This is a genomic window from Lentzea sp. NPDC055074 (genome assembly GCF_053608005.1).
Genome location: NZ_JBSGUQ010000020.1, coordinates 58,547 through 79,642, shown reverse-complemented (window position 1 = coordinate 79,642; position 21,096 = coordinate 58,547). Strand labels below are relative to the sequence as shown.

At 70.8% G+C, this 21,096-nt stretch carries 19 protein-coding genes; 14 read left to right on the top strand and 5 right to left on the bottom strand.

The genetic code is table 11. The features are described 5' to 3' along the window. Positions 1-8 precede the first annotated feature (8 nt). From ACWF7A_RS35025 to ACWF7A_RS35000, 6 genes are all read left to right on the top strand, one after another. Entirely contained in the window at positions 9-1,028 is a 1,020-nt protein-coding gene (locus ACWF7A_RS35025; RefSeq protein WP_452254797.1) for a hypothetical protein, read from the top strand. 8 nt (positions 1,029-1,036) lie between these two features. Beyond that, on the top strand, positions 1,037-2,068 hold the full coding sequence (locus ACWF7A_RS35020) for a hypothetical protein (protein ID WP_452254796.1): 1,032 nt from the start codon (positions 1,037-1,039) through the stop codon (positions 2,066-2,068). 5 nt (positions 2,069-2,073) lie between these two features. Further along, positions 2,074-2,448: a hypothetical protein gene (locus tag ACWF7A_RS35015; protein WP_452254795.1), complete on the top strand. Its 375-nt coding sequence runs from the start codon at positions 2,074-2,076 to the stop codon at positions 2,446-2,448. A gap of 66 nt (positions 2,449-2,514) precedes the next feature. Beyond that, positions 2,515-4,326 carry an aspartate--tRNA ligase gene (gene aspS, locus ACWF7A_RS35010; RefSeq protein WP_452254794.1) on the top strand — a complete coding sequence of 604 codons (1,812 nt, stop codon included), beginning with the start codon at positions 2,515-2,517 and terminating at the stop codon, positions 4,324-4,326. 474 nt (positions 4,327-4,800) lie between these two features. After that, positions 4,801-5,784, top strand: coding sequence for a hypothetical protein (locus tag ACWF7A_RS35005; RefSeq protein ID WP_452254793.1), 984 nt, complete (start codon positions 4,801-4,803; stop codon positions 5,782-5,784). A gap of 53 nt (positions 5,785-5,837) precedes the next feature. Next, positions 5,838-6,608: an SGNH/GDSL hydrolase family protein gene (locus ACWF7A_RS35000; RefSeq protein WP_452254792.1), complete on the top strand. Its 771-nt coding sequence runs from the start codon at positions 5,838-5,840 to the stop codon at positions 6,606-6,608. Here ACWF7A_RS35000 and ACWF7A_RS34995 read toward each other — a convergent pair. The 4 genes from ACWF7A_RS34995 to ACWF7A_RS34980 are packed head-to-tail and all read right to left on the bottom strand — an operon-like array spanning position 6,587 to position 12,256. Then, positions 6,587-8,407: an ArnT family glycosyltransferase gene (locus tag ACWF7A_RS34995; protein ID WP_452254791.1), complete on the bottom strand. Its 1,821-nt coding sequence runs from the start codon at positions 8,405-8,407 to the stop codon at positions 6,587-6,589. The two genes, ACWF7A_RS35000 and ACWF7A_RS34995, sit on opposite strands and share 22 nt — an antisense overlap. After that, positions 8,404-10,125, bottom strand: a complete 1,722-nt coding sequence (locus ACWF7A_RS34990; protein WP_452254790.1) for an ArnT family glycosyltransferase — start codon at positions 10,123-10,125, stop codon at positions 8,404-8,406. The genes ACWF7A_RS34995 and ACWF7A_RS34990 overlap by 4 nt, the downstream gene beginning before the upstream one ends. A gap of 18 nt (positions 10,126-10,143) precedes the next feature. Continuing rightward, on the bottom strand, positions 10,144-11,553 hold the full coding sequence (locus ACWF7A_RS34985; protein WP_452254789.1) for a sensor histidine kinase: 1,410 nt from the start codon (positions 11,551-11,553) through the stop codon (positions 10,144-10,146). Beyond that, positions 11,531-12,256, bottom strand: a complete 726-nt coding sequence (locus ACWF7A_RS34980; RefSeq protein ID WP_452254788.1) for a response regulator transcription factor — start codon at positions 12,254-12,256, stop codon at positions 11,531-11,533. The genes ACWF7A_RS34985 and ACWF7A_RS34980 overlap by 23 nt, the downstream gene beginning before the upstream one ends. 109 nt (positions 12,257-12,365) lie before the next feature. Here ACWF7A_RS34980 and ACWF7A_RS34975 point away from each other — a divergent pair, with 109 nt between their 5' ends. The 6 genes from ACWF7A_RS34975 (at position 12,366) to ACWF7A_RS34950 (ending at position 19,005) form a co-directional block, all read left to right on the top strand. Next, the gene (locus ACWF7A_RS34975; RefSeq protein ID WP_452254787.1) at positions 12,366-12,875 is read left to right on the top strand and encodes a hypothetical protein; all 510 of its coding nucleotides are present in this window, start codon (positions 12,366-12,368) and stop codon (positions 12,873-12,875) included. 62 nt (positions 12,876-12,937) lie between these two features. Beyond that, positions 12,938-14,611, top strand: coding sequence for a bifunctional metallophosphatase/5'-nucleotidase (locus tag ACWF7A_RS34970; RefSeq protein ID WP_452254786.1), 1,674 nt, complete (start codon positions 12,938-12,940; stop codon positions 14,609-14,611). Between the two features lie 74 nt (positions 14,612-14,685). Further along, positions 14,686-15,144, top strand: coding sequence for a hypothetical protein (locus ACWF7A_RS34965; RefSeq protein WP_452254785.1), 459 nt, complete (start codon positions 14,686-14,688; stop codon positions 15,142-15,144). A 10-nt stretch (positions 15,145-15,154) separates the two neighbouring features. Beyond that, on the top strand, positions 15,155-15,472 hold the full coding sequence (locus ACWF7A_RS34960) for a sunset domain-containing protein (protein ID WP_452254784.1): 318 nt from the start codon (positions 15,155-15,157) through the stop codon (positions 15,470-15,472). Positions 15,473-15,482: 10 nt separating this feature from the next. Continuing rightward, positions 15,483-15,977 carry a G/U mismatch-specific DNA glycosylase gene (gene mug / locus ACWF7A_RS34955; RefSeq protein ID WP_452254783.1) on the top strand — a complete coding sequence of 165 codons (495 nt, stop codon included), beginning with the start codon at positions 15,483-15,485 and terminating at the stop codon, positions 15,975-15,977. 193 nt (positions 15,978-16,170) lie between these two features. Continuing rightward, the gene (locus tag ACWF7A_RS34950; RefSeq protein ID WP_452254782.1) at positions 16,171-19,005 is read left to right on the top strand and encodes a BTAD domain-containing putative transcriptional regulator; all 2,835 of its coding nucleotides are present in this window, start codon (positions 16,171-16,173) and stop codon (positions 19,003-19,005) included. Here the strand turns inward: ACWF7A_RS34950 and ACWF7A_RS34945 are convergent. Next, positions 18,995-19,546 (bottom strand): NlpC/P60 family protein, encoded by a 552-nt coding sequence (locus tag ACWF7A_RS34945; protein WP_452254781.1) that lies wholly within the window; start codon positions 19,544-19,546, stop codon positions 18,995-18,997. The two genes, ACWF7A_RS34950 and ACWF7A_RS34945, sit on opposite strands and share 11 nt — an antisense overlap. Positions 19,547-19,787: 241 nt before the next feature. On the opposite strand from ACWF7A_RS34945, the gene ACWF7A_RS34940 reads away from it, so the two are divergent. After that, a complete protein-coding gene (locus tag ACWF7A_RS34940) occupies positions 19,788-20,258 on the top strand; it encodes a hypothetical protein (RefSeq protein WP_452254780.1) in 471 nt (156 codons plus the stop codon). Positions 20,259-20,301: 43 nt separating this feature from the next. Further along, complete coding sequence (locus tag ACWF7A_RS34935; RefSeq protein ID WP_452254779.1) at positions 20,302-21,060, top strand: LLM class flavin-dependent oxidoreductase; 759 nt, start codon at positions 20,302-20,304, stop codon at positions 21,058-21,060. Positions 21,061-21,096: the final 36 nt, after the last annotated feature.

Here is a 21,096-nt window from a genome sequence, read left to right as displayed (position 1 = left end):
TCGGGTCCGTGCTGGAGGGTCTGAGGCAGGTCGGCTGGGACGAACTGCGGGGCCGGCAGGGGTACGCGGGTGAGGTTCCCGCGTTGCTGCTGCGGGTTCGGAGCGCCGCCGATGCCCAGGACGAGCTGACCCGGCACCTGGTCACCGACGAGTTCGACGTCCCCGAGGCGGCCGCCGCGGCGTGGCCGTTCCTGCTGGAACTCGTGGCCTGCGAGGACACTCCCCGGCGGGAGTGGCTCATGGAGTACACGTGCGGCAGCATCGCCGTCGCCGCGGGGAGCCAGGGCCACGGCGTCCACCCGAGCTGGCCGCCCGCCTGGGAGGCCGCGAAGCCCGCGCTGCTGGCACTGCTCGACGACGACTCGGCCGGCGTGCGGCAGGCCGCGTTGTTCGTGCTCTCGCAGGGCCGTGGGGACAGCGAGCCGGTGCTGCCGGCCTTGACGCGGCGGTGGGAGGCCGAGACCGATCCGGCCACGCGGCTGTACGTCGTGGTCACCGCCACGCACTTCGCCGGACACGGCGACGAGGCCGTGACGGAGTGGCTGCGGGCACTGCCGGTCCCCGCGGACGAGCCGGAGGCGCGGATGTTCGTGTCCGCCGCGACACGGCCGGACCCCGAGGTGATCCTGCGCGGGCTGAACGGGAACCTGTCGGTGCTGGTGGAGTGCGAGCTGTTCGACCTGGGCTGGGAGGGCGTGCTGCACCACCTGTTCTGGCTGGTGCGGGACAAGTCCCTGCGGGAGCTCGACCTCGTGCTGGCGCTGGTGCGGGAACCGTCGTGGCGGACGGAGGCGCTCGCCTTCCTGGGTGGTCGTGCCGAGTGGAGGGAACGGCTCCTGCCCCACGTGCCGGAGTGGATGTCCGATCCCGACGTCCGGTTGCGCCACTTCGCGCTGTGGCTGGTGGGTGTCTCGAACGCCCGGGAACATCGGCACCTCGTCGCCGAGGCGGTGTACGACGGCACCCTGATCTCGCCGGCTCTGAGGATCTCGGCCGTGGCTTCGTCGGTGCTCGGACAGATGGAATGATCCGACCCGTGGTGGAGGCTCTGAGGAAGATCGACTGGTACCGGTTGCGCGGGCACGACGGGTACGCCGACGAGCTTCCCCGTCTGCTGAAGCAGGCCCGGACCTCCGTCGAGCCCCACGAGGAGCTCGTGGGCCTGCTCACCGGCGAGGAGTCGGAGGTCAGCGAGGCGACCGCGGCGGCGTGGCCGTTCCTGCTGGAGCTGGTCGCCCACGACAACACGCCCAGCCGCGAGTGGCTCCTCGAGAACCTCTGCGGCGCGATCGCGGTCGCCGGGGGCAGCGGCTCGGACGGCGTCCACCCGAGCTGGCCACCCGCGTTCGAGGCCTCGAAACCCGCCCTGCTCGCCCTGCTCGGCCACAGCTCCGCGGGCGTGCGCCGGGGCGTGCTGTTCGTGCTCGGGAAGGGGCGCGGGGACAGCGCGCCGGTGCTGCCCGCCCTGACGCTGCGGTGGGAGGAGGAGACGGACCCGGCCACGCGGCTGTGCCTCGTGCTCGTCGCGACGGAGTTCGCCGGGCGGGGCGACGAGGCCGCGGTCTCGTGGCTGCGGGAGCTGGACGTGCCGGACGACGAACCGTTGTCGCGGCTGCTGGTGTCCGCGGCGACCCGGCCCGACTCCGGGGTGATCCTGCGCGGGCTGACCGGGAACCTGGAGCTGTTCCTCGCCACCGGGTCGTTCGAGATGGGCTACGACGAGGTGCTGGAGCACGTGCTCTGGCTGGTGGGGCCCAAGGACTTCGAGGGCATGGACCTCGTGCTGGCGCTGGTCGACGTGCTGCCGTGGCGGACGGAGGCGCTCGACTACCTGCGCCGGCTCTTCGAACGCGACACCACCGACGCCGGCCTGGTCGTGCCGTACGTGCCGGTGTGGATCGCCGACCCCGACGTCCGGTTGCGGGCGTTCGCGGTGTGGCTGGTCGGCGTCGCGCGGGCTCGCGAGTACCGGGACCTCGTCGCGGAGAGGGTGCACGACCACTCCGTGACGTCGTTGGGGCAGAAGGTCTCGACGCTCGCCACGTCCGTGCTGCTGGACCTGGGGTGAGACCGGTGCTGGAGGGCCTGGACGACGTCGCCTGGCACTCGATCGACCACGCCTACGGGCCCGCGCTGGACACGCCGGGCCACGTCAGGGCGTTGCTGTCGGACGATCCCGAGGTGGTCGCGCGGGCCATCACCGACCTGGACCGGACCGTGCACGAGGAGGGCGGGTTCGTGTGCGGTGCCGCCACGGCGGTGCTGCCGTTCCTGGTCGAGGTGCTGCCGTCGCTGGAGCCGGCACCGCGGGCACGAGTGCTCGACCTGCTCCACCGGATCGCGGAGTGGGGCGACGCCGAGCAGGTCGACCCCGGCTGGCACGCGGCGTGGGCGAAGGCGGAACCGGTGCTCGGGAGATCATCTCCGCGGCCGGAAAGCCCTGCCTGAAAATCTGTCGGTGGCTCCGGCTAGCCTTGACGGCAAAGCTGACTTCGTCTACAAGGAGCCACCACCGTGTTGCGCACGCACGAGGCCGGATCACTCCGGGCCGAGCACGCCGGGCAGTCCGTCACCCTCACCGGGTGGGTCGCCCGCCGGCGGGATCACGGCGGTGTCATCTTCATCGACCTCCGCGACGCCTCCGGTGTCGCCCAGGTCGTCTTCCGCGAGGGCGAGATGGCGGAGCGCGCGCACCGGCTGCGCAGCGAGTACGTCATCAAGGTCACCGGCGACGTGAGCGCGCGTCCCGAGGGCAGCGAGAACCCCGACCTGGCCACCGGCGCCATCGAGGTCTACGTCAGCGAGCTCGAGGTCCTCAACGAGGCCGCGCCGCTGCCGTTCCAGGTCGAGAGCGACGTGGAGCCGGGCGAGGAGGCCCGCCTCAAGCACCGCTACCTCGACCTGCGCCGCAGCGGCCCCGCGCAGGCCATCCGGCTGCGCAGCGAGGTCAGCCGCATCGCCCGCGAGGTGCTGCACGGCGAGAAGTTCGTCGAGGTCGAGACGCCCACGCTGACTCGGTCCACGCCCGAGGGCGCGCGTGACTTCCTGGTGCCGGCGCGGTTGCGTCCCGGCTCCTGGTACGCGCTGCCGCAGTCGCCGCAGCTGTTCAAGCAGCTGCTCATGGTCGGTGGCCTGGAGCGGTACTACCAGATCGCGCGCTGCTACCGCGACGAGGACTTCCGCGCCGACCGCCAGCCGGAGTTCACCCAGCTCGACGTCGAGATGAGCTTCGTCGAGCAGGACGACGTGATCGCCCTGACCGAGAAGCTGCTCGCCGCGATCTGGAAGGAGACCAAGGGCATCGACATCCCGGTGCCCTTCCGCCGGATCTCCTACGCCGACGCGATGGCCAAGTACGGCTCGGACAAGCCCGACCTGCGCTTCGAGCTGGAGCTCACCGACCTCACCGAGTACTTCAAGGACACGACGTTCCGCGTGTTCCAGGCGCCGTACGTCGGTGCCGTCGTCATGCCGGGTGGCGCCTCGCAGCCGCGCCGCACGCTCGACGCGTGGCAGGAGTTCGCCAAGCAGCGCGGCCACAAGGGTCTCGCGTACGTGCTGATCCAGGAGGACGGCACGCTGGGCGGCCCGGTCGCGAAGAACCTCACCGACACCGAGCGCGAGGGTCTCGCGAAGGCCGTCGGCGCCAACGCGGGCGACTGCATCTTCTTCGGCGCGGGCGACCCGCGTGACGCGCGTGCCCTGCTCGGCGCGGCGCGTGTCGAGATCGCGCACCGCGTCGGCCTGATCGACGAGAACGCCTGGGCGTTCGGCTGGGTCGTCGACTTCCCGATGTTCGAGTCGGTCGACAAGCTCGAGGCAGGCGACGTCGCGGTCGGCGGCAGCAACTGGACGGCGCTGCACCACGCGTTCACCTCGCCGACCCCGGAGTGGATCGACACCTTCGAGGAGAACCCGGGCGAGGCGCTGGCCTACGCCTACGACGTGATCCTCAACGGCAACGAGCTCGGCGGTGGCTCGATCCGTATCCACCGCGCCGACGTGCAGCAGCGCGCGTTCAACGTCATGGGCATCGGTGCCGAGGAGGCGCAGGAGAAGTTCGGCTTCCTGCTCGACGCGTTCAAGTTCGGCGCCCCGCCCCACGGTGGCATCGCGCTGGGCTGGGACCGCCTCTGCATGCTGCTCGCGGGCGCCGACTCGATCCGCGAGGTCATCGCGTTCCCGAAGTCGGGTGGCGGCTACGACCCGCTGACGGCGGCTCCGGCCCCCATCACCGCGCTGCAGCGCAAGGAGGCCGGTGTGGACGCCAAGCCCCAGGAGAAGGGCGCCGAGAAGGGGTCCGAGAAGGCCGAGCAGAAGGCCTGACGATCTTTCTTCCGAGCGGAGGCAACCCACGGGTTGCCTCCGCGCGTCCCAGAACATGAGACCGGTTCGCCCGATCGAGCAGCTACTTGATCGGTATTGAGGTGTGCGTGCCGATCGATCGGCTTGATCGGCACGTAAGGGGCAACGGAAGGTGTTTTCACACGTCCACACGTCGGAGGGGTGTCCGGGAACCGCGCGAGCCGTTATCAACGAGTGGTGGTGGTCGCAGCCCGGCCCGATTAGCGTCGGTCCGGCTCACGGACTTGGGGAGTAGGGTCGGAGGGGATGAGCGTGGAGATCACCGCGGGCCCTCCCGACACGACTTCACCTGAGATCGCAGACGCTGTCGGGGCGGCTGAGCGGGTACTGACCAGGCGACTGGGCGCACAGGTGCGTCTCGCGGACCCCGAGGCTCTCGGGGGGACCGGTCGTTCCGTCGTCATTCGCGTGAGAGTGGCGTCCTCACCTTTCTCGATGCCGCGCACCTTGGTCGTGAAGCGCTATCCCGCCGGGACCGGCGACCGCGACCCGTGGGCGCACGAGGCCGTGAGCCACCAGCTGCTGACGGCGCTGCCGGCCGAGGAACGCGCCACACCCGAGCTCTTCGCGCACGACGCGGCGTCGCGCCTGGTCGTGCTGGAGGACCTGGGCCGGGCGCCGAGGCTCTCCGAGAAGCTGCACGCCAAGGACGCGCGCGCGGCCGAACGAGGTCTGCTCTCGTGGGCGCACGCCATGGGTCGCCTGCACGCCACGACGGCGGGCCGTGACGCGGACTTCGACGCGCTGATGCGCCGGGCCGGTGCGCAGTGCTGCCAGGACCCGATCGCGGTCGACGTGCACGCGGCGATCGCCGGCTTACCCGGGCTGCTCGAGTCCACCCTGGGCATCGCCACCTCCTCGCAGGCCACCGAGTTCGCCGCCGGGGCCGCGAAGGCGTTCAGCACCTCGCGGCGGCGCGCGTTCAGCCCGTCGACGTCGTGCCCGGACAACCACCTGGTCACCTCGCGCGGGGTGCGGTTCGTCGACTTCGAGGGCGGCTGCGTCCGCGACATCGTGTTCGACGCGGCCGCGCTGCGCGTGCCGTTCCCGTCCTGCTGGTGCGGGTGGGGCCTGCCGCCGGGGATGTCCGAGGCCATGGTCGCCGCCTGGCGCGCGGAGGTCGGGTCGGTGTGGCCCGAGATGGACGACGACGCGGTGCTCTTACCGCGGCTGCTGGAGGCCCAGCTGCTGTGGGTGTGGCTCGCGACGTGGCGTGCCCTGTCGAAGCCCATGCCGACGGCGGACAACGCGCCGCCGCGCAGCGTCGTGCTGACGGGCCGGTGGGTCCGGTTGCGCTCGGACGCGCTGATGCTCGGTGAGAAGACGGTCGCGTCGCACGCCGACGCGGTGATCGGGGCACTGGTCGACCGTTACGGCCCCGAGGTGCTCGAACTCCCGCTTTACCCAGCATTTCGCTGAACCGTTCCCGCACGGTCACGCCCGCATCACCGGGCCCGCTGATGCTGTTTCGCGTGCTGGTGTTACTCGGTGACTCGACAGCGGTCGGGATCGGCGACCTCGTGCCCGGCGGATGGCGCGGCTTCGGCCCGATCCTCTCGTCCGCCTACTCGGACAACGGTTATCGCAACTACGCCGTCTCCGGTGCGCGGCTGGCGGACGTCCGGCGCACCCAGCTGCCGCGGGCATTGCGGGACGGGCCAAGCGTCGCCGTGGTCATCGCCGGTGTGAACGACACGCTGCGGTCGGACTTCTCCGTGCGGCGGATGCACGAGGACCTCGACCACGTCTGCCGCGAGCTGACGGCCGCCGGGGTGTCCGTGGTTACCGTGCGCTTCCACGACCAGGGCCGGGTGTTCAAGCTGCCCGGCAGGATGCGGCGGGTGCTGAAGGAGCGCATCGACGAGTACAACCGCGTGGTCGACGTCGTGGTGGCGCGGCACGGGGTCCGGTGCGTCGACCTGCACACGATGCCCGGTGCCTACGAGCTGGAGACGTGGGCGGTCGACCGGCTGCACCCGTCGGAGCGCGGGCACCGCATGCTGGCGCGGGCGTTCGCCGCGGAGCTGCGGGCGCTGGGGCACCGGTTCGACGAGGTCAGCCTGGAGTGCTCCGGCGGGCGCGAGCTGACGGTGTGGCACCACGTGGCGTGGCTGATGCTCAAGGGTGTTCCGTGGCTGGTGCGGCGGGGCGCGGACCTGCTGCCCCTGCTGTGGAGCGAGGAGACGGCGGCCGAGGTGTTCCCGGCCGCCGCCCCGGACGCTCAGCCCGCGGTGAGGTCGTAGAGCGTCTGCCCGCCGACCGTCGTGGCGGTGAAGTTCGCCGCGACCCACTCGCCGATGTCGCTGCTGCCGCCGCCGGGGCCGCCACCCCGGCCGCCTTCGACGTAGTAGTGCACCTTTCCGGCCGCGACGAGCGCCTTGAACTCGTCGAGCGTCGGCGCGGGATCGCTGCCGTTCCAGCCGCCGATCGCGATCACCGGCCGGCCGGACGCCAGCTGCAGCGACGCCGCGCCCTGGGCGCCGCCCGTGGCCGCCGCCCACTCGGTGGAGGTGGCCTTGAGCAGCTGCACGACCTCCGTGGACGACGAACCCTCGCGCATGCCCGCGCCGCCGCCCTGCTGGGAACGCGGGCCGGACAACGGGATCGAGCCGCTGTGCGTGGTGGCCGCGGTCGCGAGCGCGTAGCCGGAGGTGCCGAGCAGTGCCACCACGACCAGGACGGCGGCGAGCCAGCGCCGGTCGAGGCCGAACACCAGCGCGAGCACGGCGACCGCGGTGACGGCCAGCAGGACCCAGCGCAGCCACGGCGTCCAGTCCGGGGTGCGGTCGAGCAGGATGAAGCCCCACACGCCGGTCGCCGCGACCATCGCCGTCAGGGACGTCCGGACCGGGAAGTGGGCGCGGCCGCGCCACAGCTCGCTGCCCGCGATGCCTGCCACCGCGGCGATCGCGGGTGCCAGGGCGACGGTGTAGTACGGGTGCGTGATGCCGCTCATGAAGCTGAACACCGCGCCGCTCACGAGCACCCAGCCGCCCCAGACCACCAGCGCCGCACGCGTGCGGTCGGTGCGGGGAGCGCGGCGCAGGAACCACAGTCCGGCGGCCAGGCCGATCAGCGCGGCGAGCAGCAGCCAGGAGATCTCCGGCCCCATGCTGGCGCCGAACAACCGGCCGATCCCCGTTTCCCCGCCGAATCCGATGTTGCCGTTGCCGCCCATTCCGCCACCACCGGGACCGCCGCCCGCACTGCCGAAGATGCGGCCGAGCCCGTTGTAGCCGAGGGCGAGTTCCCACAGCGAGTTGTTGGTGGAACCGCCGATGTAGGGACGGCTGTCCGCGGGCCACAGCTCGACCAGCGCGATGAACCACCCGGCCGAGACGACGACCGCGACCCCGGCGCCGAGCAGGTGCAGCACGCGCTTGAGCGGGGACGTCGGCGCGGCGATCAGGTAGGCCAGCGCGAGGGCGGGCAGCACCAGGAACGCCTGCAGCATCTTGGTGAGGAAGGCGAAACCGATCGCCGAGCCCGCGAGCGCCAGCCACAGCGGGCTCGCGTTCTCCAGCGCCCGCACCGTGCAGTACGCGGCCGCGACCATCAGCAGCACCAGCAGCGCGTCCGGCAGGTTGAACCGGAACATCAGCGTGGCGACCGGGGTGACGGCGAAGGCCGCGCCGGCGAAGAGCGCCGCGAGCGGGCCGGAGGTGCGCTTCACCGTCGCGTACAGGAGTCCTACCGCCGCGACGCCTTCCAGCGCCTGCGGGGCGAGCACGGCCCAGCTGGAGAACCCGAAGAGCTTCGCGAACAGCCCGCTCACCCACAGGAACGCGGGCGGTTTGTCGACCGTGATCGTGTTGCCGGGGTCGAGCGAGCCGAACAGCAACGCCTTCCAGCTCTGCGACGCGGCCTGCGTCGCCGCCGCGTAGAACTCGTTGCCGTAGCCGGACGCGGTGAGGTTCCACAGGTACAGCACGGCGGTCGCCGCGAGCAGACCCAGGAAAGCGAGGCGGTGCACCGTCTTCGGGTCTCGGCGTTGCCTTGGCCGGGGTGCCGCGACGGGCGCGGGAGCGAGCGTGGCGGTCATGACGCGTCCAGTTCGTAGAGGGTGGTACCGGCGACGGTGGTCGCGGTGTGGTTCTCGGCGACCCACGCGCCGATGTCGTGAGCGGCGTCGCTGCCGGTCTCGCCCTGCATCATCCGGCCGGCGGCGACGTAGTAGTGGATCTGTCCATTTCGGACCAGCTCCTGGAACTGCTCCAGCGTTGGCGCGGGATCGGTGCCGTTGAAGCCGCCGAGCGCCATGACCGGCCGGCCGCTGGCGAGCTGGAGCCCGGCCGCGTTGTTGGAGCCGATGGTCGCGGCGGCCCACTTGTAGCTGCCCGCGTTGTCCTGCAACAGGGTCACGACCTCGGTGTCGGGCGTGGTGGCGTCGAGGAGTCCGCCGCCCATGCCGCCCATCCGGCCGTTCGACGGACCCGCGACGGGCAGCGCGCCGGTGTGCGGGGTGGTGACGGTGGCGAAGGAGTACGTGGTGGGGCCGAGCAGCGCGGCGATGAGTGCGACCGGGATGGCCCAGCGCAGCGACAGCACCAGGCCGACCGCCGCGATCAGTCCCGTCATGAGCACGAGGAGCGCGACGGGCGTCGAGAACTCGTTGATCAGCACGTGGCACTGGAGTGCGGACAAGGCGACGGAGCCCGAGAGCACCGCTGCCGCAACAGGTTCCGCGCGCTTCTCCCAGAGCTCGGTGGCCGCGATGCCTACGATGGCGGCGATCGCGGGTGCCAGGGCCACGGTGTAGTAGGAGTGGATGATGCCGTTCATGAAGCTGAACACCCCGGCGGTGACGACGAGCCAGCCACCCCACAGGGCGAGCGCGGTGCGGGCGCGGCCCTTCGTCAGCCACAGCCCGGCGACCAGCAGCACCACCGCGGCCGGCAGCAGCCACGCGATCTGACTGCCCATCTCCGCGCTCAGCAGACGGCTCCAGCCCGCCGAGCCCCAGCCACGTCCGCCGCCCACGCTGCCGACCTCGTCGCCGGTGAGGCGGCCGAGACCGTTGTAGCCCAACGTCAGCTCGAGCACGCTGTTCGTCTGCGAGCCGCCGACGTAGGGCCGGTCCGACGTCAGTTCGACGGCGGCGATCCACCAGCCGCCCGCCATGATCATGGCGCCCAGCGCGCCGGTGAGGTGCAGGGTCTTGCGGCCGAGCGTGGTGGGCGCGGCGATCAGGTAGACCAGCGCGAACGCGGGCAGCACCAGGAACGCCTGCAGCATCTTGGTGAGGAAGCCGAACCCGACCGCGACGCCGGCGAGCGCGAGCCAGAACGGGCTCGCCTTCTCGACCGAGCGGGTCACGCAGTAGGCACCCGCGATCAGCAGCAGCACGAGCAGCGCGTCCGGGTTGTTGAAGCGGAACATCAGCACCGCCACCGGCGTCAGCGCGAGCACGGCGCCGGAGATCAGCGCGGCGGCGGGGGAGAACCAGCGGCGCACCGTCGCGTACAGCAGCCAGACGCTGCCGACGCCCATCAGCGCCTGCGGCACCAGGATGCTCCACGCGTTGACGCCGAACAGCCGCGCGGACAGGCCCATCACCCACAGCGAGGCGGGCGTCTTGTCCACGGTGATCGCGTTCGAGGCGTCCGAGGAACCGAAGAACCACGCCTTCCAGCTCTCCGCACCGGCCTGCGCGGCGGCGGAGTAGTAGGCGTTGGCCCAGCCCGAGTCCCCCAGCCGCCACAGGTACAGCGCGCCGGTCGCGATCAGCAGGACCGCCAGCGCCAGGCGTTCTCGTCTCATGCCGACGAGAATCGCGGCCTAGCCTGGGTGGGTCGTGTGCCCTTGCTGTGAACGACCTGTGTGCAGCGCGGTCACCTTCAAAGACACCGTGAACGTGGTGTGGCCAGGCCTGCTCGCGACGGACACCTGGCCGTCGTGCGCGCCGACCACCGCGGCCACGATCGACAGGCCGAGGCCCGTGCTGCCCGCGGCCCGCGAGCGCGAGGAGTCGCCGCGCGCGAACCGTTCGAAGACCTCCAGGCCCTCCGGGACGCCGGGGCCGTCGTCGGTGACGCTCAGGTCGACGCGTCCGTTGTGGACGGACAGTCCGGTGGTCACGGTGGTGCCGGGCGGGGTGTGCGCGCGGGCGTTGGACAGCAGGTTGCCGAGGACCTGGTGGAGTCGTTGCACGTCACCGGGAACCGTGACGGGGTCCTCCGGGAGCGCGAGCCGCCAGCTGTGCTCCGGGCCCGCGATCCGGGCGTCGCCGACGACGTCCAGCACCAGCCTCGACAGGTCGACGTCCTTGCTCTCCAACGGGCGTCCGGCGTCGAGGCGGGCCAGCAGCAGCAGGTCCTCGACCAGGGACGTCATCCGCACCGCCTCGGACTCGACGCGACCCATCGCGTGCGTGACCTCGGGCGGCAGGTCCGCGCTCGTGCGGCGGGTCAGCTCGGCGTAACCGCGGATGGCGGCGAGGGGTGTCCTCAGCTCGTGCGAGGCGTCGGCGACGAACTGCCGGACCCTGGTCTCGCTGTCGTGCCGGGCTTTCAGGGCCTGGTCGACGTGGCCGAGCATCCTGTTCAGCGCCAGTCCGACCTTCCCGACCTCGGTGGCCGGGTCGGTGTCCTCCTCCGGCACGCGTTCGGCGAGCGCCACCTCGCCCTCGTGCAACGGGAGCTCGGAGACGCGCGTGGCGGTCTCGGCGACGCGGTCGAGCGGCACCAGCGCGCGCCGCACGATCACCCTGCCCGCCAGCGCCACCACGGCGGCGCCCGCGGCGATGAGCGCGGCGAGGATCCAGACCATCCGCCACACGATGTCGGTGACCGGTTGCAGCGACATGCCCCTGATCCCGCGCTGGTCGGCGACCACGCGGAACTCGCCGGCCTCACCCAGGTCGACCGTGTGCGGGGTCGAGGGCGCGGCGGCCAGGACCTCGATCTCGGCGGCGGTGAGCGCGCGTGGGGCGTCCGAGCCCGGCAGCTCCACGAAGCCGCGGATGCTGCCGTCGGGGTAGATCCTCGCGTTGATGCCGGGAGGTCCGTACTGCTGGCCGGGCGGTGGCGGGCGGAAGCTCGTGACCTCGTGGTCGAGGTTGTCCATCAGGAACGCGTGCAGTGCGAGCACCGAGACGCCGCCGATCACCAGGCACAGCGCCGTGAGCAGGACGATCTGGCCCGAGACGAGCTGGGCCCGCAGGGTTCTAGGTCGCAGGCTTGAGGACATATCCGGCGCCTCGCATCGTGTGGATCATGGGGGTGCGCCCGGCGTCGATCTTCTTGCGCAGGTACGAGATGTAGAGCTCGACGATGTTGGCCTGGCCGCCGAAGTCGTAGCTCCACACGCGGTCCAGGATCTGGGCCTTGCTCAGCACCCGTTTCGGGTTGCGCATCAGGTAGCGCAGCAGCTCGAACTCCGTGGCGGTCAGGTCGATCGAGGTGCCGGCGCGTTCGACCTCGCGGGTCTCCTCGTTCAGCGACAGGTCGCCGACGATCAGCCTCGTGCCCGCGTCCGCGTCGGTCACGCCGGTGCGCCGCAGCAGTGCGCGCAACCGCAGCACGACCTCCTCCAGCGAGAACGGCTTGGTGACGTAGTCGTCGCCGCCCGCGGTGAGCCCGGCGATGCGGTCCTCGACCGCGTCCTTCGCCGTCAGGAACAGCACCGGCAGGATCGGTGCCTCCGCCCGCATGCGGCGCAGCACCTCGAACCCGTCGAAGTCGGGCAGCATCACGTCGAGCACCACCACGTCCGGGCGGAAGTCGCGGGCGGTCTTCACCGCGGTCGTGCCGTCCAGGGCCGTGCGCACGTCCCACTTCTCCATGCGCAGCGCCATCGACATCAGCTCGGCCAGAGTGGACTCGTCGTCGACGACGAGCACCCGCACCGGCTGCCCGTCCGGCCTGCGGAGTTCGGTCTTCATCGCGCGCATGGCTCCCATCGTGAACGCGGATCCTGTGTACCAGCTGTGAGCGATGTGCACAGCTCAGGCCTACGGCGCACACAGGTTCGGCACAGGCTGCGCCACCACGGTTGTCGTCATGACCGAACAACAGCCCCCGGAGTGGGGCGCACCTCAGCCCGCCGAGCAAGCGGCACGCCCCTCGTGGACCGCGAAGAAGACGGTGGCCGCGGTGGCCATCGCCGTCGCGATCGCCGGTGCCGGAGGCGTCGCGATCTACGCCGCGAGCGGCACGAGCCAGCAGACCGGCGCCGGTGGCATGGGCCCCGGCGGCATGGGCGGCACACCGCCGGACGGCATGGGCGGTGGCATGCGCGGCGGCTTCGGCCTCGGGACCGGCACCACGACCCACGGCGAGTTCCAGACCGGTGAGGTCACCGCGATCAGCGACACGTCCATCGAGGTGAAGTCCACCGACGGCTACACCAAGACCTACGTGGTCGACGCCGACACTGTGGCCGAAGGTGTCGAGAAGGGGGACACCGTCACCGTGATCGCCACCACAGAAGAGGGCAAGTCCGTGGCGTCGAACGTCGTCGAACCTGGTCAGCGCGGCCAGCGCGACGGACAGGCCCCTCCCACGAGGTGATTTGGGGTCAAGTGTGAGCGGTTATGGTCGGGTGATCAGCCCGACCACGACCGGAGGTGAGCGTGCGCACGTTCACACTGACGGTGATGGGGTCGACGGACCTGCACGGCAACCTGTTCAACTGGGACTACTACCTCAACCGCGAGTTCGACGACTACGCGCACAACGACGTCGGGCTCGCGAAGATCTCCACTTTGGTGAACGACGTGCGTTCGGCCGTGGGCCGGCATCGGACGTTGCTGTTCGACGCCGGTGACACCATCCAGGGCACACCGCTCGCGTACTACTACGCGAAGGTCGAGCCGATCACGCGTGGCGCACACGTGCATCCGATGGCCGCGGCGATGAACGCGATCGGCTACAACGCCGCCGCCCTGGGAAACCACGAGTTCAACTACGGGCTGTCCGTGCTGCGCACGTTCGAGCGGCAGCTGGACTTCCCGTTGCTGGCGGCGAACGCGCTCGACGTCCACACCGGGCTGCCCGCGTTCCCGCCGTACGTCGTGAAGACGGTGTGGCGCACGGGCGGGCCGCCGTTGCGGGTCGGCGTTCTCGGGCTGACGAACCCCGGCATCGCCGTGTGGGACCGCGCCCACGTCGACGGCGTCCTGACGTTCCCCGGGCTGGTGGAGCAGGCGCTGCACTGGGTGCCGGAGATCCGGCACAAGTCCGACCTCGTGATCGTGGTGGCGCACTCCGGGGCCGACCTGTCCTCGTCGCTGGGCGAGCAGGTGCCGTTCCCGGAGAACTGCTCCGAGCTGCTCGCGGAGACGGTGCCGGGGATCGACGCCGTGCTGGTCGGGCACGCGCACGTGGAGATCCCGCAGCGGATCGTGACGAACAAGGTCACCGGGCGGCCGGTGCTGCTGACCGAGCCGTTGTACTCGGGCAAGCGCCTGTCGGTGATGGAGTTCGACCTGCGGCATCAGGGGCACTGGGAACTGGTGGGCTCGCGCTCGTCCGTGCTGTCGTCGGCCACGGTGGCCGAGGACCCGCGGATCGTGCGGCTGCTGCGCCACGACCACGAGCGGGTCGTGTCGTACGTGAACGCGCGGGTCGGGACGTGCGCCTCGGCGATGTCGGCCGCGCGCTCGCGGTTCGAGGACACGCCCGCGTTGCGGTTCATCAACCACGTTCAGGCGCTGGAGGTCGCGAAGTCCACCTCGCTGCCGGTGCTCTCGCTGTGCGCTCCCTTCAACCGGGCCGCGGCGATCCCGGCGGGGGAGGTGTCCTTCCGGGACGTCGCCGGGCTCTACATCTTCGACAACACGCTGGTGGGCGTCCGGATGACCGGTGGGCAGGTGCGGGACTTCCTGGAGGAGTCGGCGCGGTACTTCCGGCAGGTCCCCGCGGGACCGGTGTCGGCCGCGGACGTGTCGGCCGACGTGCCGGACTACAACTTCGACATCGCCTACGGGCTGACCGCGCCGCTGACCTACGACATCGACATCTCACGGCCCGCGGGGTCCCGGATCGTGGACCTGCGATTCGGGGGCGTGGAGGTGCCGGACTCGTTCGAGTTCGCCGTGGCCGTGAACAACTACCGGCAGGCGGGCGGCGGCGACTTCCCGCACATCGCGGCGGCGCCCGTGCTGCACAACCAGCAGCAGGAGATCCGGCAGCTGCTGATCGACTGGGTCAAGGCCGCGGGGGTGCTGGACCCGGCCTCGTTCGCCGGCTCGGACTGGCGCCTGGTGGCCGGCGGCGACCCGGTCGTGGTGTCCACCAACGAGTGAATTCGGCCGTGGTGTCCTGCGGGTTCCGGTCGAGGCGGTGGCACCCGATCGGCCTGATGGGATAGTCCAAGCGCGTGCAGTTGCTGCAACGCGTTGTCGTCGGTGCGTTCGTCGTGCCGGCCGCGCTCGCCTCCGTGGGGCTGGCGGCGCGTCCCGCACCCGCCGCGGCGCCCGGTCAGCTGGTGCTCGCGGTGCGCTCGTCGGAGATCGTCCTGGCGGGGACCGCGGGGTCCGCGCGCGAACGGCAGGAGGTCGTGGACGCGGTGCGCGCGCTGACGGCCGATCACCGGGTGAGCGACCTGATCACGCTCGACGAGGGCGTCCGCCTGCCCGTCACCCCGGCCGTGGCCACCGCGGTGGTCGGGGCCGTGCTCGGCGGAGAGGTCACCGACTTCACCGGCGTCGTCCACGCGGGACGCCTGACCGCGTCGGCGCGCGTCGCGGACCCGGAGAGCGCGGGTGTGCTGAGCGACGCCCTGCGCACGGCCGCTCCCGGACTGCGCGTCGACGAGGACTTCACGACTACGGGCTAGGAGCTGTTCGGTGTTCGGGTTCTTCTTTCAGATGTTCCTGCTGTGCGCGGGCGCGTTCCTCGCCGGTGTCCTGCTGACCTGGCTGACGATGCGGTCCCGCGAGGCCTCGGCCGTCGTGGACGCGGCACCCCTGTCGATCATGGAGGAGCCCGCCGGCACGGCGCCCGCGATCAAGGCGAACTCGCGCACGATGATGTTCCACACCCCGGAGTCGCCGTACTACAAGCGCATGAAGGGTGACGCGTTCTTCCACTCGCCGGAGGACGCCCGCCGCGCCGGCTACACGATGTGGACGCCGCGCCCGCGCGTGCCGGCGGCCACCTCGTAGGCTCGGCGGCGTGATTCACGACGTGATCAAGCCCGGCCTCGACGTGCTCTTCTGCGGTATCAACCCCGGCCTCGTGTCGGAGGCGACCGGGCATCACTTCGCACGGCCGGGAAACCGCTTCTGGCCCGCTCTTCATTTGTCCGGGTTCACGCCGTCCCAGTTCGCGCCCGCCGAGCAGGACAAGCTGCTCGATCTGGGGCTCGGCATCACGAACGTCGTCGCACGACCCAGCGCCAGGGCCGATGAATTAACAATTGACGAGATGCGGCGAGGTGCGATCGAACTCTCGGAAAAAGTCGAAAGGTATTCACCGAAGGTTCTCGCGATACTCGGGGTGACGGTGTACCGGGCCGCCTTCGGGCGCAAGAAAGCACAGGTCGGGCCGCAGCAGGACACCGTGGGCGGGGCCAGGTTGTGGATCCTGCCCAATCCGAGCGGGTTGAACGCGCACTGGCAGTTGCCGGCGTTGGCTGAAGAGTTCGGGCGACTCAAAGCCAGCCTGTAGAAAACGAAACAGGCGTTCACATTCATGCCCACTGAAAGTGGGCTGGACGTAGTGACCTCTGGTCTGGTTGCATCCAGATCTGCGTCCGTTCGAGTGCATTCACTCTGAAGTGGAACCCCCGTGAGCCGGATTGCGTCAAAATTTGGCAATGCCGTGCAGAACTCGGTGAATCTTCAACACTGGTGGGGGCACAGTGGAGGTCAGGATTCTCGGGCCGGTCGAGCCGTCCGTGCCGCCGAAGCCCGCGCAGATCCTAGCTGTCCTGGCGGTCGAGTGCGGGAAGATCGTGCCCGTCGAACGGCTCATCGACCTGATCTGGGGTGAGGAGCCGCCGCCGCAGGCGCGCAAGTCGCTGCAGGTGCACATCTCCAGCCTGCGCCGGGCCGGGCTGCCGGTCGAGCACCGGGCGGCCGGGTACGTGCTCAACGCCGACCCCGGGAACGTCGACCTGCACGCGTTCCGCCGGCTCGTGAGCGACGCGGGCGACGAGGCGGACCTCAAGGCCAAGGCCGACACCCTGGACAGGGCGCTGCAGCTCTGGCGCGGCTCGCCGGTCGTGTTCGCGCAGACCCTCGACGTGCAACGGCTCGCGGCCGCCGAGGCGTGGGTCGACGCCGAACTGGCGCTCGGCCGGCACGCCGAGCTGATCGACCGGCTCGGGGCGTTCGTCGCCGAGTACCCGCTGGCCGAACGGCTGCGCGGGCAGCTCATGACGGCACTTGCGCGGGCCGGGCGGCGGGCCGACGCCATGCGTGTGTTCCGTGAGACGCGCAAGGTGCTCGTCGACGAGCTCGGGGTCGAGCCCGGCGAGCAGCTCCAGCAGCTCTACCGAGATGTGCTGGAGGGCTCGCGGGACAGCCGCCGCAACTACCTGCCGCGCGACGCGGGCGACTTCACCGGGCGCGACCGGGAGCTCTCCCGGCTGCTCGACAGCGACGGCGGCGTCTGGTGGGTCGAGGGACCGGCGGGCGTCGGCAAGTCGGCGCTCGCGGTGCACGCGGCCCACCGGCTCGCCGACCGGTACCCGGACGGGCAGCTGTTCGTCGACCTGCACTCGCCGTCCGGGGCGCTGGACGCGGTGCTGCGCGCCATGGACGTGCCGAGCGACCGCATCCCCGAGTCGGCCGAGGAACGCGCGGCGCTCTGGCGGGCGACGGTCAGCGGACGGCGGGTCGTGATCGTGCTGGACGGCGTCACGAGCGTCTCGCAGGTCAGACCGCTGCTGCCGGGAAGCCCGGGCTGCCTGACGCTGATCACGAGCCGCAGCAGGCTGTGCGGGCTCGAGGGCGTGCGCCGCATCCCCCTGGACGTGCTGGGCAGCGACGAGGCCGTCACGCTGCTGGGGCGCATCCTCGGCGACGACCGGGTGGCCGCGGAACCCGACCAGGCGCAGGAGGTCGCGCGGCTGTGCGGCTACCTGCCGCTCGCGGTGCGCATCACCGGCGCGCGGCTGGCCGGGCGGGCGCACTGGCCGGTGTCGAAGCTGGTGCGGCGCCTGTCCGACGAACGGTCCCGGCTCGACGAGCTCGTCGCCGACGACCTCGCGGTGCGGGCCGGCCTGGAGCTGACCTACCGGGCCCTGGACGAGAACGCCCGGCGCGCGTACCGGATCTTCGGGTTCCTCGGGCTGCCCGAGGTGCCGAGCTTCCTGTGGGCGCACCTGCTCGACGAGGACGTGCTGGACCAGCTCGTCGACGCGCGGCTGCTCGACGTCATCGGCAGCGCGCGGTACCGGATGCACGAGCTGGTGCGGCTGCACGCCCGCGAGCGCGCCGAGGCCGAGGACGGGCAGCGGGACCGCGAGGACGTCGTCCGGAGGGCCGTCGTCGCCGCTCTGTCCACTGTGGACGGCCTGACCGAACAGCTCTTCCTCGCGGTGCCGCGCATGCAGGACTCGCTGGGCGTCGTCACGTCGGCGGCGCGCCCGACGGACAAGGACGCGTGGTTCGCGGGCGAGGAGTCGTTGCTCACGAGGCTCGTGGAGCGCGCGGCCGAACTGGACCTCACCGAGATCGCGTGCCAGCTGGCCGAGGTGCTGGTGTTCGCGTGGTTCGGGCTCAGAAACCGGTACGAGGCTTGGGAACGAACACACACGGCGGCGCTGGAGGCCGTGTGGAGGACCGGGGACGTCCGGCTGGAGGCCGTGCTGCGGTGCAGCCTCGGGCAGATGCACTACAAGCGCGACAACCTCGCGCAGGCGCGGTCGTGGTTCGACACCGCGCAGACGTTGTTCGTGAACCTGGGTGACAAGCGCGGCGAGGCCGTCGCGATGAACGGCATCGGCATGGTGTGCCGTGATCTCGGCCAGTACCCGTGCGCGCTGGAGGCCCTCGACCGGGCCCGGGAGCTGCTGCGGTCGAACGACCCCGAGGGCGAGGCGCACGCCCTGTACGGGATCGGCTCCATCAAAAGGGAACTCGGCGACGACGAGGGCGCGTTCGAGACGCTGCGCCTCGCGGAGTCGGTCTACCAGCGGGCCCGCAGCCGCCGGGGTGAGGCGCTGGCGGCCCGCGGGATCGGGCTGGTGCACCGCGCCCGTGGCGAGCTCGACCTCGCGGAGGACCACGTCCGGCGCGCTCACGAGATGGTCGCGGGCACCGGGGACGAGCTGCTCGCCTGCTACACCGCACAGGCGTGGGCGAAGGTGTTGCTGCGCAAGGGAGTTCTCGAACCGTCCGAACGGCTGATCCAGCAGGCGCTCGACGGGTGCCGTGACGTCGGCGACCGGTTCGGCGAGGCCCTCGTGCGCCGCACGCTGGGGGAGTGGCGGCTCGCGGCGGGCGACCTCGTCGGCGCGCGGATCGTGCTGACCGACCTGATGCCGGTGTGGAACGAGCTGAGCCTGCCTTTGTGGCGGGCCAGGAGTCTTCGTGACCTGGGAGCGGTCCACGCCCGTCTGGGGGACGTCGAAGACGCGGACCGCTCCTGGCGCGAGGCCGCCGGCGTGTTCACACGACTGGGCACCAGGGAGAGGGAAGAGGTGCACCAGTGGCCGGCTCAATGGGCCCCGCCCGCACTCAGCCGGTGATCTTCTTGTACTTCCACGGGGCGTAGCCACCGCTCTTGAGCGAGGAGATGGTCACGGTCTCGTGGTCCATGTCCGTCGAGGTGCTGCCCTCTTCGTAGATCCACGCCGACGTCTTCGCCGAGTTGGCCCACTTCTCGAACAGCTTCACGTGGCCGTTGCGCAGGATCATGTCGCCCGGCTTGAGGTTCGCCCAGGAGATCTTGGTGGCGACCTCGTCCAGGTTGCGCGTGTTGCGGCTCGTCGTGAGCTTCCACGTCATGGACACGAAACCCGAGCAGTCCGTGCGGTACTTCTTGCCCTTGTTGATGTCCCAGGCGTACGCGGACTGGCTGTACGGAACCTTGCGGTCCCACCAGTCCTTGGCGCGCTTGATGACCTCGGTGCGGCTGATGGAACCGCCGTACCCGGCCGCCGCCTGGACCTGCGAGAGGGAGGTCTCCTGCTCGGCAGGACCCTCCGGCGCGGCCTGTGCGACCCCGCTCAGGCCACCCAGCAGGCCCAGCGAGATCGCGGTCGCCGCGAGGGCGTGGCGAATGCGCATGGTTGTTGCTCCGATCGACTTGCTGTCGGTGATGACCGGAACTGTCCACTGAGGCGCCAAAGATCGGCCTAAGGCCGTTTTAGGCCTTCCTTTACCGGCTCTCCCTAGCGTCACGGCCGAAATCTTGCCGAGTCAGTTCGCGGTCAGACGGGCGGATCGTGGTGCTGAGCGTGAACTGGCCGCCGAGATTTCGGCCGTGACGCCAGCTTTCGCGGCACCTCGGGCAAAGGAGAGAAGGCACATGTTCGTTCGCACGATCGCAGCCGTGGTCGCGATGTTCGCCGCTCTGGTCATGGGCGCGTCCGTCGCGTCGGCGGCCCCGGCCAAGTACACCCACTCGCAGGCGACCGCGCAGTTGCGCGCGGCCGGCATCGCGTGGGACTCGAGCGGCAACTGCAGTGACCGCAACCGTTCGAACTGCACCTCGTTCGAGCAGATCAACCAGACGACCATCGCGGGTGCCAAGACGTTCAAGAGCGCGTCGGGCTGTGCGCTGACCATCACCGGCGGCACGGAGACCGGCCACGCGTCGGGCACGTACTCGCACTGGAACGGGTACAAGGTGGACTATCGCCTGTCCAGCTGCGTCACGAACTACATCAAGGGCAGCTTCTCGTCCATCGGTGGCAACAAGTGGAAGTCGAACGCGGGCAACATCTACTACCTCGAGTCGAACCACTGGGACGTCACGTACCACAACTGCGGGTGCTGAGAGTCTGTTGCTGAACCGGGGTGAGGCCGGTAGTAGTGGACGGGTGACCACACTCGGCGCTGTCTACCGGCCTCAGCTCCCTCCCGAGAACCTGCGTTCCGTCGTCCTCGCCGCGGAGGAGTCCGGTGTGGACTCGCTGTGGCTGTGGGAGGACTGCTTCCTGGAGAGCGGCATCGCCTGCGCCTCCGCCGCCCTGGCCTGGACCTCGCGGCTGAAGGTCGGCGTCGGCCTGCTGCCGGTGCCGTTGCGCAACGTCGCTCTGACGGCGATGGAGGCGGCGACGCTCGACCGGTTGTTCCCGGGCCGCGTCTCGATCGGCGTCGGGCACGGCGTGCAGGACTGGATGGGGCAGGTCGGCGCGCGGGTGGCGTCGCCGCTGACGTTGCTGCGCGAGTACACCGACGCGTTGAAGGCGTTGCTCGCCGGCGACCGCGTCACCGTCGAGGGCCGGTACGTGAAGCTGAGCGGCGTGGCCCTGGACTGGCCGCCGGCCGCGCCGATGCCGATCTACGTGGGCGGGCACGGCCTGAAGACCCTGGCCCTCGCGGGCGAGGTCGGCGACGGCACGATCCTCGACGCCTCGGCAGACCTGGAGCAGGTCAGGACCATCAGCTCCGCCCACGGGCACCCCGTGATCGTCTACGTGGAGACGGACTCGCGGGACCGCGCGTTCGTCACGGACCTGGTCTCGCAGGTCGCCGCGGCGGGTGCCACCAGCGTGATCCTGCAGCAGTCCGCCACGAGCGAGGACCCCGAAGGGTTCGTTCGTTTCGTCGGATCACTCGATGGTGTGAGCGCATAGCGTCGTAGATAACGACGGATTCCTCCTTGCGATGGA